At 70.9% G+C, this 13,282-nt stretch carries 13 protein-coding genes; 4 read left to right on the plus strand and 9 right to left on the minus strand.

The window, feature by feature from the left end; translation table 11 throughout:
* Position 1 precedes the first annotated feature (1 nt).
* Complete coding sequence (locus P6897_RS01830) at positions 2-670, plus strand: ThuA domain-containing protein (protein ID WP_112616041.1); 669 nt, start codon at positions 2-4, stop codon at positions 668-670.
* A gap of 26 nt (positions 671-696) precedes the next feature.
* Here the strand turns inward: P6897_RS01830 and P6897_RS01835 are convergent, their stop codons facing one another.
* The 6 genes from P6897_RS01835 to P6897_RS01860 all read right to left on the minus strand — a co-directional run bounded on the left by P6897_RS01835 (position 697) and on the right by P6897_RS01860 (position 7,727).
* Positions 697-1,395: a CbiX/SirB N-terminal domain-containing protein gene (locus P6897_RS01835; RefSeq protein ID WP_112616043.1), complete on the minus strand. Its 699-nt coding sequence runs from the start codon at positions 1,393-1,395 to the stop codon at positions 697-699.
* On the minus strand, positions 1,392-2,537 hold the full coding sequence (locus P6897_RS01840; RefSeq protein ID WP_112616045.1) for a uroporphyrinogen-III synthase: 1,146 nt from the start codon (positions 2,535-2,537) through the stop codon (positions 1,392-1,394). The genes P6897_RS01835 and P6897_RS01840 overlap by 4 nt, the downstream gene beginning before the upstream one ends.
* On the minus strand, positions 2,534-3,763 hold the full coding sequence (cobA, locus tag P6897_RS01845) for a uroporphyrinogen-III C-methyltransferase (RefSeq protein WP_274178209.1): 1,230 nt from the start codon (positions 3,761-3,763) through the stop codon (positions 2,534-2,536). Before cobA ends, P6897_RS01840 begins: the two co-directional genes overlap by 4 nt.
* The gene (gene nirD, locus P6897_RS01850; protein ID WP_274178537.1) at positions 3,760-4,146 is read right to left on the minus strand and encodes a nitrite reductase small subunit NirD; all 387 of its coding nucleotides are present in this window, start codon (positions 4,144-4,146) and stop codon (positions 3,760-3,762) included. Before nirD ends, cobA begins: the two co-directional genes overlap by 4 nt.
* Before the next feature lie 17 nt (positions 4,147-4,163).
* Positions 4,164-6,740 (minus strand): nitrite reductase large subunit NirB, encoded by a 2,577-nt coding sequence (gene nirB / locus P6897_RS01855; protein WP_282501926.1) that lies wholly within the window; start codon positions 6,738-6,740, stop codon positions 4,164-4,166.
* Between the two features lie 75 nt (positions 6,741-6,815).
* A complete protein-coding gene (locus P6897_RS01860; protein WP_112616051.1) occupies positions 6,816-7,727 on the minus strand; it encodes a formate/nitrite transporter family protein in 912 nt (303 codons plus the stop codon).
* Positions 7,728-7,904: 177 nt separating this feature from the next.
* Between P6897_RS01860 and P6897_RS01865 the strand changes: the two genes are divergently transcribed.
* Positions 7,905-8,702, plus strand: coding sequence for an MOSC domain-containing protein (locus P6897_RS01865; RefSeq protein WP_282501927.1), 798 nt, complete (start codon positions 7,905-7,907; stop codon positions 8,700-8,702).
* A 159-nt stretch (positions 8,703-8,861) separates the two neighbouring features.
* Here the strand turns inward: P6897_RS01865 and P6897_RS01870 are convergent, their stop codons facing one another.
* Positions 8,862-9,590: a YoaK family protein gene (locus P6897_RS01870; RefSeq protein ID WP_282501928.1), complete on the minus strand. Its 729-nt coding sequence runs from the start codon at positions 9,588-9,590 to the stop codon at positions 8,862-8,864.
* A 152-nt stretch (positions 9,591-9,742) separates the two neighbouring features.
* Between P6897_RS01870 and P6897_RS01875 the strand changes: the two genes are divergently transcribed.
* Entirely contained in the window at positions 9,743-10,954 is a 1,212-nt protein-coding gene (locus P6897_RS01875; RefSeq protein ID WP_282501929.1) for a cupin domain-containing protein, read from the plus strand.
* Between the two features lie 68 nt (positions 10,955-11,022).
* Positions 11,023-12,219 carry an MFS transporter gene (locus P6897_RS01880; protein ID WP_282501930.1) on the plus strand — a complete coding sequence of 399 codons (1,197 nt, stop codon included), beginning with the start codon at positions 11,023-11,025 and terminating at the stop codon, positions 12,217-12,219.
* 55 nt (positions 12,220-12,274) lie between these two features.
* Here P6897_RS01880 and P6897_RS01885 read toward each other — a convergent pair whose 3' ends face one another.
* The gene (locus P6897_RS01885) at positions 12,275-12,802 is read right to left on the minus strand and encodes a thioredoxin domain-containing protein (protein WP_282501931.1); all 528 of its coding nucleotides are present in this window, start codon (positions 12,800-12,802) and stop codon (positions 12,275-12,277) included.
* A gap of 12 nt (positions 12,803-12,814) precedes the next feature.
* Entirely contained in the window at positions 12,815-13,234 is a 420-nt protein-coding gene (locus tag P6897_RS01890) for a redoxin domain-containing protein (RefSeq protein ID WP_282501932.1), read from the minus strand.
* Between the last annotated feature and the right edge of the window lie 48 nt (positions 13,235-13,282).

Below are 13,282 nucleotides of genomic sequence, written 5' to 3' on the forward strand. Positions count from 1 at the left end.
CATGGCACATCGAGCACTCGTCCTGACCGGATCGGGTCGGTACGCCGATCCGTGGCACCCCTTCGCTGAGGTCGGGGCGCAGGTCGCCGACATCCTTCGCCACCGCGACTGGGATGTCGCCGTCTCGGACGACGTCGACCAGGGCATGGCGAACCTCGACGGATACGACCTCGTCGCGGTCTGCGCGGGCGACCCGTGGCGCAGCGGCACCAGCCTGACGCGGGGTGCTCCGCCGTCGTCCGTGGCCGGATTCGCCGCGGCGCTCGAGCGCGGCATCGGCGTCCTTGCCGTGCACTCGGCGGTCTCATCGCTGCGTGACTACCCGGAGTGGGCGCCGGCGCTCGGCGCGATCTGGCTGCCCGAGCTGTCGTTCCACCCGGAGGCGGGCGAGATGACGGTCCAGGTCGAGCCGGATGCCGTGCCCGCCGAGGTGCCGACCACCTTCCACACCCACGACGAGCGCTACTGCGCGCTGCAGCGGCTCGGGCAGCGCACCGTCGTGGCGTGGCACGAGGGCGACGGCGCGAAGGAGGCCGCGGCGTGGGTGCGGGAGTACGGCGGCGGGCGCATCGCGGTCGATGTGCTCGGCCACGACGCGCAAGCCTTCGAGGCCTCGGGCCATCGCACGCTGGTCGCCGCCCTCGCGGCCTGGGCGGTCGCCGGCAGCTGAATCGCGTGCCAGCGGTACCCGACGCGTCAGCGAAGCGAGGCGCGGTACCTCTCGACGACGACGGCTGCCACCGCCTCGTCGGGCGCGAGGGGGTCGGTCACGACGTCGGCGCCGGCGCCCGCGATCACGCCCGCGAAGTGCCCGGGCGCGAGGACATAGCTCGCGGCGAAGACGCGTGTCGCTCCGGCGGAGCGCGCGGCCGCGACCGCCGCGTCGATGCGGATGCCGGCGCCCGCGGCGAAACCCACCGACACCGGCATCCCCAGGCGGGCGGCCAGCAGGTCGGCCATCGCCGCGACGTCGACCTCGGCCGCCGGATCGGACGATCCCGCCGCCGCGAGCACGACGGCCTCGGCGCCGGGCGGCGCGTCGGCGGCGCCCAGGCCGGCGGCGCGCAGCCGCTCGGCGAGCAGACCGGCCAGCAGGTCGTGCGGACCGAGCGCGGGAGTCGCGACGCACGGGCCGGGAGCCGCTGCGACCGCACGTGCGATGTCGACCCGCGTGTGGAAGCCGGTGGAGAGCAGGAGAGGCACCACGACGGATGCCGCCCCCGCGGGCACGCCCGCCACGACGGCGTCGATCTCGGGTTCCTGCACGTCGACGAACGCCTCTTCGACCTGCACTCCGGGAAGCATCTGTCGGACTCGCGTCACGACGCCGGCGATCGCGGCGCGCCCCTCGAGGGAGCTCGTGCCGTGGGAGCAGGCGATGAGGACCGGCGTCATGGTGTCGCTCCCGTCGTCGTGAGGTCGAGGCGGTAGCCGCGCTTGACGACCGTCCGGATGAGGCCGGAGCACCCGAGCGCTTCGCGCGTGCGGGCGATCGCGACGTCGAGGGCGTGGTCGCCGGCGTTCGAACGCGGAAGCGACCGCTGCAGATCGGCGCGACTCACGACGCCACCCGCCGCGGTGAACAGCGCTTCGAGGATGAGGGCCGAGGTCGGCGAGAGCGGGATGACGCGGCCATCGAGAACGGCGGCCGAGCTGCGCAGCTCCAGCAGCCCCGCCGGCGTCGGAAGCGAGGGTGCGTGCCCGCCGCCGAAGTGGGTGACCACGGCACGGACGAGCGAGCCCAGCCGCCCGCGCTCGGCGATGAGAGGTTCCGCTCCGGCGCCGCGGAGGGGAGCCGCCGTGATCGGCCCGACGGCCGCGAGAAGCAGCCGCCGGCCCCGCGCCCGCCGGACGATCTCGTCGATGACACCCTCGCGCCGGGCCGTCGCGATCCACTCCGCTGCGCCCGGAGCGGACGTGAACAGCACCGCGTCGACCTCACCCTGCGCGGTCGCGACGACCGAGCGCGCGACGGCGGCCGGATCCGGCGGCGGCCCCCACCGGTACACGGTGAGGCTGACGACCTCCGCGCCCGCCCCCGTGAACAGTTCGTCGAGGCCATCGGCTCCCGAACCGTGATGCTGCACCGCGACGCGGCGACCGCGCACGCCTTCGGCGAGCAGGAACTCGCCGAGCTCACCCGAGGTCTCCGACTCGGCGACCCAGTCCGCCAGCAGACCCGCTTGCTGGATCGCGCCGCGCGCCTTGGGCCCGCGGGCGACGATCTGGGCACCCGCGAAGGCGTCGTGCAGATCGTCGAGGAGTCCCGCTTCGTCGGCAGCCTCCATCCAGCCCCGGAATCCCACGCCCGTCGTCACGACGACGACATCCGGCGGATCGGCGATGAGCGAGCGCGTCGCCGAGATGAGTGCCTCGTCGTCGATGTGGGGCACGATGCTCAGCGCCGGGGCATGGCGCACGGTCGCTCCGTGTCTCTCGAGCGCCGTCGCGAGCTCGTTCGATCGCCGATCGACGGCGATGACGATCGTGCAGCCGCCGAGGGCGGCCGAGAGCGCGGGACGGACGGACTGGTTCACCGGATGACGCGCTCCCGCTCCTCAGCCGGCGCGAGCAGCAGGCCCGCTCGGGCGACCTCGCCGATCACGATGACGGCGGGATTCGTGACACCGGCGGCTGCGGCATCCGCGAGCACCGTCGCGAGCGTCGATCGGGTCGTGCGCTGCTGCGGCGTGTGCCCCCGCTCGACGATGGCGACCGGACGCTCGAGAGGAGCGCCCCCGGCCCGCGCGGCCTCGACGATGCGCGGCAGCGCGGCGACGCCCATCAGGAAGACGGTCGTGATCGCGTCGTCGCCGAGCGCCGCCCGTGTCGACGGCGTGATCGGCCCCTGGCCGTTGGCGACGTGGAGCCCGCCCGAGACGCCGCGGTGGGTGACCGGGATGCCGGCGGCTTGCGGCACCGAGACGATGCTCGTGAGGCCGGGGACGACCTCGACCGGGATGCCGGCCGCGTGGCAGGCCGCGACCTCCTCGCCACCGCGGCCGAAGACGAACGGGTCGCCGCCTTTCAGGCGCACGACGCGTTTGCCGGCGCGGGCATGAGCGACCAGCAGGGCGTTGATCTCGTCCTGCGTCACCGGGTGGTGGCCGGGCTGCTTGCCGACGTCGATGACCTCGACACCGGGCTCGAGCTCGTGAAGGACGTCGACGGGGCCGAGCCGGTCGGCCACGACGACATCCGCTTCGGCGAGCAGGCGCCGACCCCGTACGGTCATGAGGTCGGCCGGACCCGGGCCGCCGCCGACGAGGTCGACGCGGCCGCCGCCGCGGCGGCGTCGGCGCAGCGGCAGCATTCCGGCACGCAGGGCGGCGGCGATTGCATCGCGCAGGCGTACGGCGCGCCGCGGGTCGACGCCCGCGTCCGAGGCGACCCCCACGATGACGTCGCCGCTGCGGGTCTCGGCCGTCAGTCGCGCGGTGCCGTGCGCGCCGTCGGACGTGTTGACGCAAAAGACCCGTTCGGATTCGCACCAGGCCGCGACCGCGGCATCCACGCGAGGGATGCCGGTGGCTGTGTGCACGAGCCAGGCGTCGGCGATGTCGTCGCGCCGCGCTTCGCGGGACACCCACGTCAGCCCGTGGGCGGCGACTGCGGCGCGCATCGCGTCACCGAGCTCCGGTGAGACGATGCGGACGTCGGCCCCTTCGTCGAGGAATCGGCCGAGTCTGCGGGCGGCGACGGCGCCGCCGCCGACGAAGACGACGCGGCGGCCGGTGAGCGAGAGCCCGAGCATCGTCGTCATGCCGCACCTCCGTCGCGGATGAAGACGGTGCCTTCGCCGTTCACGGCCACCGGCCAGACCGGCAGCATCCGCTGCTCCTTGCCCTGGGTGTCGAGGCACACGCCCGTCCGCAGGTCGAAGACCTGCTTGTACATCGGCGACGCGACGGTGGGGGCGTCGCCGCGGGTGCCGACGATCCCGCGCGACATGACGTTCGCGCCGCTGTACGGGTCGAGGTTGGCCGTCGCGTGAACACGACCGTCGTGCAGGAGGAACAGGGCGATTTGCCGGTCTCCGAGCAACGCCGCACGGCCACGCTCGACCTCGAGGTCGTCGAGCCGGCACACCGCCGTCCACGCCGAGCTGCGGCTCCGCGCGCGGGGTGCGCTGCCGGTCTCGCTCATCGTGTCGTCCACCAGGGTCATCGCCGCACCTCCAGGGTCGTGCCGGCGATGAGCACGCGGTCGTCCGTGCGTTCGTCGGCGGTCGCGGGGCGCGGCTGACCTCGCTCGACTGTGTACGCCAGCGACGGGTCCGGCGTCGTCGGCGCGTTGACGAACGACGCGAACCGCCGCAGCTTCTCGGGGTCGGCGAGGGTCGCCGCCCACTCGTCCTCGTAGGCGTCGATGTGGCGCGCCATGGCGGCATCCAGGTCGGCGCAGATGCCGAGCGAGTCGTCGAAGATGACCTCCCGCAGCCCGTCGATGCCGCCCTCGAGGTCTTCGAACCACGGAGCCGTGCGCTGCAGTCGGTCGGCCGTCGAGATGTAGTACATCAGGAAGCGGTCGATCGTCGTCAGGAGGGCGTCGTCGTCGAGGTTCTCGGCCAGCAGCACCGCGTGACGCGGAGTGAACCCGCCGTTTCCGCCGACGTAGACGTTCCACCCGGTCTCGGTCGCGATGACCCCCACGTCCTTCCCGCGGGCCTCGGCGCATTCGCGGGCGCATCCCGAGACCCCGAGCTTGAACTTGTGCGGAGCGCGCAGGCCCCGGTACCGCAGCTCGAGGCGCACCGCCATGCCGACGGAGTCCTGCACCCCGTACCGGCACCAGGTCGACCCCACGCACGACTTCACGGTGCGCAGCGACTTGCCGTACGCGTGACCCGACTCGAAGCCGGCCTCGACGAGTCGCCCCCAGATCGCCGGCAGCTGTTCCAACCGGGCCCCGAAGAGGTCGATCCGCTGGCCGCCGGTGATCTTCGTGTACAGGTTGAAGTCCTGGGCGACCTGCGCGATCACGAGCAGCTTCCCCGGGGTGATCTCGCCGCCCGGGATGCGGGGGACGACGGAGTAGCTGCCGTCCTTCTGCATGTTCGCCATGACGTGATCGTTCGTGTCCTGCAGCGTCGCGTTCTCGCCATCGAGCACGTGGCGACCGGTGAGGGTCGACAGGATGCTGGCGAGCGCGGGCTTGCAGATGTCGCATCCGCGCCCCGAGCCGAAGCGCTCGATCACGGCGCTGAACGTCGTCAGGCCCGACACCCGCACCGCGTCGAAGAGCTGCCGGCGCGACAGGTCGAAGTGCTCGCAGAGGGCGTTGCTGACGGTCGCCCCCGACTTCGCGAGCTCGGCGCCGACCAGCTTCTTGATCATCGGGACGCACGAGCCGCACGCGGCTCCCGCCTTCGTGCAGGCCTTGACGGCGGCGACATCCGTGCATCCCTCGTCGTGGACGGCCGAACGGATGCCACCGGCGGTCACGCTGTTGCACGTGCAGACGAGGGCCGCATCGGGCAGCTCGCCGGTCGGGGCCGCGACGCCGCCGTCCGGCATCAGGTAGGCGACCGGGTCGCCGCCGAGCGCGCCGCCCACGAGCGGACGCAGCGCCCCGTAGGCCGACGCGTCTCCGACGAGGATGCCGCCGAGCAGTGTCTTCGCGTCGTCGGAGAGCACGAGCTTCTTGTAGACCCCGGCCACGGGGTCGGCGTACACGACGTCGAGCGCTCCGGGCGTCTCGGCGAACGCGTCGCCGAAGCTCGCGACATCCACGCCCGACAGCTTCAGCTTCGTCGACACGTCGAAGCCGCCGAAGCTGGCCTCGAGCCCGAGCAGGCGCGTCGCGGCGACCTCGGCCATCGCGTAGCCGGGAGCGACGAGCCCGACGCACTGCCCGCCGAAGCTGGCGACCTCGCCGATCGCCAGGATTCGGGCATCCGAGGTGTCGCACCCCTGGTCGATCACGACGCCGCCGCGCGGGTCGACGGCGAGGCCGGCATCGCGGGCGAGCTCGTCGCGGGGGCGGACGCCGACGGTGAAGACCACGACGTCGGTGCGCTCCCACGTGCCGTCGTGGAACTCCAGGCCCACGACCTGTCCGCTGCGATCGGCGTCGAGCCGTGTGGTCAGTGACGAGGTGCGCACCCCGATCCCCCGTGCCGTGATCAGGCGGCGCAGGGCATCTCCGGCCGGAAGATCGAGCTGAGCCGACATCAGCCTGTCGGAGGACTGCACGACGGTGCAGTCGACGTCGAGTCCCTGCAACGCGCCCGCCGCTTCGAGGCCGAGCAGGCCGCCGCCGATGACGGTTCCGGTCAGCCGTCGGCCGAGCGCAGCCGACCGGCGCTGCACGAACGCCTCGAGCGCTTCGACATCGTCGAGGGTGCGGTAGACGAAGCAGCCCTCGTGGTCGTATCCGTCCACGGCGAGCCGGGCCGCGTACGAGCCCGTCGCGAGCACGAGCCGGTCATAGCCGATGCGCTCGCCGGAATCGACGAGCACCTCGCCGGCGTCGCGATCGATGCCGGTGACGGTGCGCCCGCGGAGGAACCGGACGCGCTCGTCGCCGAAGGGAGAGCGGTCGAGCTCGAGGTCGTCGGCGGAGGCGCCGGCGAAGAACGACGTCAGCCCGACCCGGTCGTACGGGTGGCGGGGCTCGTCGCCGACGACCGTCACGCGCCAGGTGTCGTCTGCGCGGCTCAGCAGGCTCTCCACGAAACGGTGGGCGACCATCCCGGCACCCACCACGACGACGTGTCGGGTGGGGCCGGTGGAGCTCATGTCGTGACCGTACGCGGGCGAGGTTGCGGCGCCGTCAGCGGCGTGTTTCCGGCTGTTTACGGTGCGGACCATGGGTCACACCCGGGCGGTCGCGGGCTCGACGGCTGCCGGCTCCGCGGCGGCGGGCTCGGTGGCTACAGGCTCGGCGGTCCCGGTCGCACGGGTTCGCTTCGGCGCGCGCACGCGGCGCGGCGAAGTCGGCCGGCCGTAGGTGAAGTAGAGCGGGATCGCGACGAAGACGAGGCCGCCGACGAGGTTGCCGAGCACGGTGGGGATCTCGTTCCAGATCAGGTAGTCCATGATCGTGAAGTCGCCGCCGAGGAGGAGCCCCGAGGGGAACAGGAACATGTTCACGATCGAGTGCTCGAATCCCATGAAGAAGAAGAGCATGATCGGCATCCACATCGCGAAGATCTTGCCGATGACATCCTTCGAGATCATCGCCAGCACGACGCCCGTCGCGACCATCCAGTTGCACAGGACGCCGCGGACGAAGAGCGTGAGCATGCCCGCCGCGCCGTGCTCGGCGTAGCCGACCGTGCGGCCCTCGCCGATGTGGCCGATCGCCTGACCCACCTCGTTCGGCGGCGTCGAGAAGCCGTACGTGACGACGATCGCCATCAGCACGGCCACGGTGAAGGCGCCGATGAAGTTGCCGAGGAACACCAGCCCCCAGTTGCGCAGGATGCCGCCGAGCGTCACCCCCGGCCGCCGGTCGAGCCAGGCGAGCGGTGCGAGCACGAAGACGCCGGTCAGCAGGTCGTAGCCGAGCAGGTACAGCATGATGAAGCCGATCGGGAAGAGCACGGCGCCGAGCAGCGGCATCCCCGTCGTCACGGTGATGGTCACGGCGAAGGCGGCGGCGATCGTGAGGACGGCGCCGCCCATGATGGAGCGGATGAGCGTGTCGCGGGTCGAGAGCATGACCTTCGACGCGCCCGCGTCGATGACGGTCTGAACGAGCTCGGTGGGCTTGACGTAGGACATCGCGTCCTCCTTCGGTCGAGAGCCGGTGGGTATGGTGCTCGACGCTAGAGGCGGGGTGTTTCCCCGGCGGTCTCGCTGATCGTCCGTTCCGTTACCTCTTTCTCTCTTCGGGCCGTCGGCGGTTGTGAGATCGCCGGCTCTGGTGGCGATTCGGGCGGGGTGGTGCAGAGTAGCGGTGTGCCCGTCGTCTCCGCCCTGTACCGCTATCCCGTCAAGGGGTTCACTCCCGAAGCGCGCGACGAGCTCGTCGTCCAGCCCGACGGCCGGATCGCCGGCGACCGGGTGCTCGCGTTCCGCTTCGCCGACGCGGTGGAGCCGGAGGACGCCGACGGCCTCGAGTCATGGCCGAAGAGCCGCGGCCTCGCGCTCATGGACTTCCCGGCGCTCGCGCGCGTGGCGCTGGACTTCGACGCCGACGCGCGGCGGCTGCGGCTGAGCGTCGATGGCGCGGTGCTCGCGGACGCGGGGCTCAACGACGCCGGGCGGCGCGAGCTCGAGGACGCGATCACCGCATTCGTGCGGGGCTCGGGCGACGCGCGACGCCTCGACCGCGACGGCGTGCTGCCGCTGCGGCTCGTCGGCGACGGCGCGACCTCGCGCTTCCAGGACCGCGCCCGCGGTTACGTCTCGCTGCACGGTGCCGCCTCGGTCGAGGACGTGGATGCTGCGGTGGCCGCGCCCGTCGACAGCCGCCGGTTCCGCTCGAACATCGTCGTTTCGGGTGTCGGTGCGTGGGACGAACTCGGCTGGAGCGGCCGCGCCCGCATCGGTGAGGTCGCGTTCGACGTGCAGCGCCCCATCGGCCGGTGCGCCGCGATCATGGCCAACCCCGACACGGGCGAGCGCGACGCGCGGCTGCTGCGCGTGCTGACGACCGAGTTCGATCAGGCCGAGCCGACCCTCGGCATCCTGCTCCTCCCCGCCGACGGCGGGGGAGTGGTGCGGGTGGGCGACGAGGTCGTCGTCGAGGGCTGAACCGGGTGGCGGCATCCGTTCGTGGGTGCCGGGATGCAAGTGTTCCCGACCGACACCCCGGGACGGATGCCGCTGAGCGGCGTGTCGGTCGCGGCGCCTTGCAGCGCGGTACGGGGTTGGTGCTTGAGGGCTGAGCCGGGATGTCGGCGGCGGGAGCTTCTACGGCGTCGGCGCGTTCTGCGCCGGGTCGACGGCCCCGCGTCCGCGGACGGCACACGTCCACAGCCCGAGGAGAACCGCAGCGGCGAGAATCAACGAGAAGCCGGACCGGACCGCGTTCGCGCTGAAGCCGAGCCCGCCTCCCGCAGCGAATGCGACGAGCACGGCCACGTACGCCCCTGCCGGGCGGAGGTGCTGTTCACCGTCGTCGGCGATGCGGCGTGCGACCGCGCGTCCCAGCAGGCCGGCGGCCATCTGGATGACCGAGGTGACGGCGATGTTGCCATAGAGCATCCCCGTCTCGCGGTGAAAGGCGTTGCCCTGAACGCCGGCGACGAAGCTGACGGCCCCGGCGATCCACATCGGTTCCGATCCGCGGGTGACGCTCAGCACGGCGAGGACCGTGACGATCACGACCTCGCCGAGAAGGACGGGCGCCGAGTACGACTTCCCCCGGCGAGCGAGCCCGAGGATGAGGATGCTGCACGCGAAGGCTCCGGCCGCGAAGACGAGAACGGAACTGGCCGCAAGGAGCGCGCGGTCGACGTCTCCCTCCGCGGTGGCGTAGCCCAGCGAGATGAGATTGCCGGATTGCACGGTCGCGAACGTGCCGACCTGGCCGAACGTCCATGCGTCGAGCAGTCCGGAGACGAACGCGAGAGATGCCGACGCCCACACCGTCTCCAGGAGCGGGTAGCGACGAATCGATGAGGCGTGGGCGAGCGACATGGAACCTCCCGGGGCCTTCCACCCAAGCGAACGGAGCGATCGACGGCGTCCGACGAGTGTCGAATACCCGTTCGTCAGCTATCCCTGTGACGCATCGCGGGGCATCGCCAGACTCCTGAATACCGTCCGGATCCGTCACGAAGGAGCAAGCCATGGATTCGTCTGAGAACGTCCCCGTCGGGCACGAGGTTCCCACGCTGGGCAACCCCGACTTGCCGCAGGAGGGCGAGGTCAACATCGCCGATCGCCCGCAGAGCAACACGATGACCGGCCCGCAGAACACGGCTATCACCTCGCAGTTCCCCAACCAGATTCACGCGCCGGCGACCGACATCAGCACCCAGCCGTTCTTCTGGTCCTCGTTCAACATCTCGCCGCGCCGCGTCCAGCGGGGCGGCTGGGCGCGGGAGCTGACGAAGCAGGACTTCCACATCTCCGACGAGATCGCCGGCGTCAACATGTACCTCGAGCCCGGCGGCATTCGTGAGCTGCACTGGCACCAGACTGCCGAGTGGGCCGTCATGACCCGGGGCAAAGCGCGCGTCACGACCCTCAGTCGCTCCGGTCTTCCCGCCGTGGAAGACGTGGAGGAGGGCGATCTGTGGTTCTTCCCCGCCGGTACGCCGCACTCGCTCCAGGGTCTCGGACCCGACGGGGCCGAGTTCGTCCTCGCCTTCGATGACGGCGACCAGTCCGAGTCGAACACGCTGCTCCTCACCGACTGGTTCGCTCACACGCCGCCGGAGGTCCTGGCGAAGAACTTCGGCGTTGCCCAGGAGGTCTTCTCCGACATCCCTCTGCACAACCTGTGGATCTTCCCCGGTGACGAGCCGCCGGCGGTCGAGGCCGACCAGGCCGCGGCCGGCGTCGAGTGGGGCATGGAGCCGGTCATCTTCCGCCTCTCGCGATCGAAGCCGCTCTACGAGAACACGGGCGGCTCCATCCAGATCGCCGACTCGACCAACTACACGTACTCATCCACGGTCGCCGCGGCACTCGTCACCGTCGAGCCGGGCTCCATGCGAGAGCTGCATTGGCACCCGAATGCCGATGAGTGGCAGTACTACCTTCGCGGTTCTGCCCGCATGACGGTGTTCAACACCGGACCGCATGCGAACACCACGGACTTCCGTGCCGGCGACGTGGGCGTGGTCCGCAAAAACTTCGGCCACTACATCGAGAACACCGGTGACGACGTGCTGCAGTTCCTCGAGGTGTTCCGCACCGACAAGTACGAGGAGATCTCCCTCGCGAACTGGCTGTCCCACGTGCCGCCGCAGCTCGTCTCGGCGCACCTCAACATCGACCCTGCGGTTCTCGCGACCTTCCCGCGCGGCTCGCAGGGCATCACACCGCTGCGATGAGCCGCGACATCGCCTCGGGTTCATGCCCGAGGCGATGAACGGCACGCTCCCCGAGAAAGCTGCACGCGTTGGCCCCCACACACTCACACGTCACACGCCGCACCACGCCGTTCTGGGTGGTCGCGGTCGCGTTCCTCCTGGTGATGGCGTACTCCACCGTCCCCACACCCCTGTACCCGCTCTATCAGCAGCTCGACGGGTTCCCCGTCTCCGTCGTCACCGTCGTGTTCGCGGCATACGCGGCCGGGGTGGTTGCGAGCCTGTTCCTGCTCGGGCACGTCAGCGACTGGATGGGGCGACGACGGATGCTCGTCATCGCCATCGTCATCTCCGCGCTGTCCGCGATGCTGTTCACGGTATTCACCGACGTCCCGGGGCTGCTGATCGCCCGAATCGTCAACGGCGTCAGTATCGGCGTGCTCACGGCGACCGCGACTGCGCACCTCGGCGAGTTGCGGGCTCGGGCGCGACCAGACGAGAACGCCGTCGTCGCGGCATCCGTCGCCGGGGGAGCGAACCTCGGCGGTCTCGCCCTCGGCCCCCTCATCGGCGGGCTCTTCGCCGACTTCCTGCCCGACCCGCTGCACCTTCCGCACACCGTGTTCGCCGTGGTCCTCATTCTCCTGGCCATCGCCGTCGCGCTTGTTCCGGAGACCGTCACCGCGGCTCGGCGCACATATCGTCCGCAGAAGGTCGCGGTCCCCGCGGCGTCCCGCGACCGCTTCGTGGCTGCCGCCTTCGCGGCTTTCGCAGGTTTCGCGCTCTTCGGGCTGTTCACCTCTCTGGCCCCGTCGATCCTCGTCGGCATCTTCGACGAGCACGGCCACCTCGTGGCCGGGATTACCGTCTTCCTCGTCTTCGGGTCCGCCGCCGCCGCTCAGGGGCTTCTGGCCCGCGTCGCGTATCGCACCCAGCTGCTGTTCGCCGCCATCGCCTGTGGAGTCGGTCTGCTCGTGATCGCCGGCGGGGCTCTCGCGCCGTCGCTCGCTCTCTTCCTTCTCGGCGGGATCGTCGGCGGGGCGGGCGTCGGCGCGCTGTTCCGATGTGCGCTGGCCACCGCCTCGGAGATCGCGGAACCGGGTCGCACAGGTGAGACGCTCGCCGCGATGTTCCTCGTCGCGTATTGCGGTCTGGCGCTTCCGGTGCTCGCTATCGGGGGAGCGTTGACCGTGCTGCCCCAGACCACCGTGCTTCTGGCGTTCGTCGTCCTGGTGGGCGTCGTGACGGTGACTGCGGCACTGCGGATGCGTCGCGCCGCGCGCTGAGCAACAGGGAAGGGCCGCCGAGATGCTCCCGGCGGCCCTTCGCTATCGCCATGGCTCACGCAGAGCGACGAATAACATCCGCGAGGGCGTCGGCGAGGCCGTCCGTACCGGAGTCGACGCGATGGCCGTTGAGGAAGAACGTCGGCGTCCCGTTGACGCCGCTGCGGATGCCGCCTTCTTCGTCGGCGCGGATTCGCGACAGGTAGCGTCCCTCGGCCACCGCCGCGCGGAGCTCGTCCATCGGCAGGCCGAGGCGCTCGCAGATCGTCGCATAGAGGTCGGGGCCCAGCTGTCGTTGGTGTTCGAACAGCAGGTCGTGAGCCTCCCAGAACTTGCCGTGTTCGGCCGCGAACTCGGCGATGAACGCTGCATCGACCGCCTCGGGGTGCAGTTCGGCGAGCGGGAAGTTCCGGAAGACGAAACGCACCTGCCCCTCGTATGCGGCGAGCAGCTTCGCGACGACGGGATACGCGGCACCGCAATAGGGGCACTGATAGTCGCCGTACTCGACGAGAACCACCGCCGCGTCGGCGGGACCCGAGCTGTGGTCGTGTGAGGAGACGGGAACGCGAAGTGAGGACATGGTCCTCTCCTTTCAGTTGTGGGTGAGGGTGTCGAGGGCATCGAGTACGCCGTCGACGCCGGGGTTGACGGCGACGGGCGCGAGGTAGCTCCAAGCGATGACGCCGGCGGGGTCGATGACGAAGAGCGCTCGGCGCGCTTCGCCCACGGCGTCGTCGTACGCACCGAAGAGTCGTGCGACCGCCCCCTTCGGCTCGAAATCGCTGAGCAGCGGGAAGTGCAGTGAGTGAGCTGCCGTGAACGCCTCGTGCGACCACACGTTGTCGACGGACACGGCGACCACCTGCGCGCCCCGGGCGCGGATCAGCGGCAGAGCCTCATTGATGACGGACAGCTGGTCGCCGCAGACGGGACTCCAGTCGGCGGGGTAGAACGCGAGGACAACGGGGCTGCCGAGGAGCTCATCTGAACTCAGCGACTGGTCGGCGGTCACCCGGAGACTGAAGTGCGGCGCATGGTTCCCCGGTTGCAGGATGTCTGG

The sequence above is a fragment of the Microbacterium sp. BDGP8 genome (assembly GCF_029991045.1).
Taxonomy (GTDB): Bacteria; Actinomycetota; Actinomycetes; order Actinomycetales; family Microbacteriaceae; genus Microbacterium; species Microbacterium plantarum.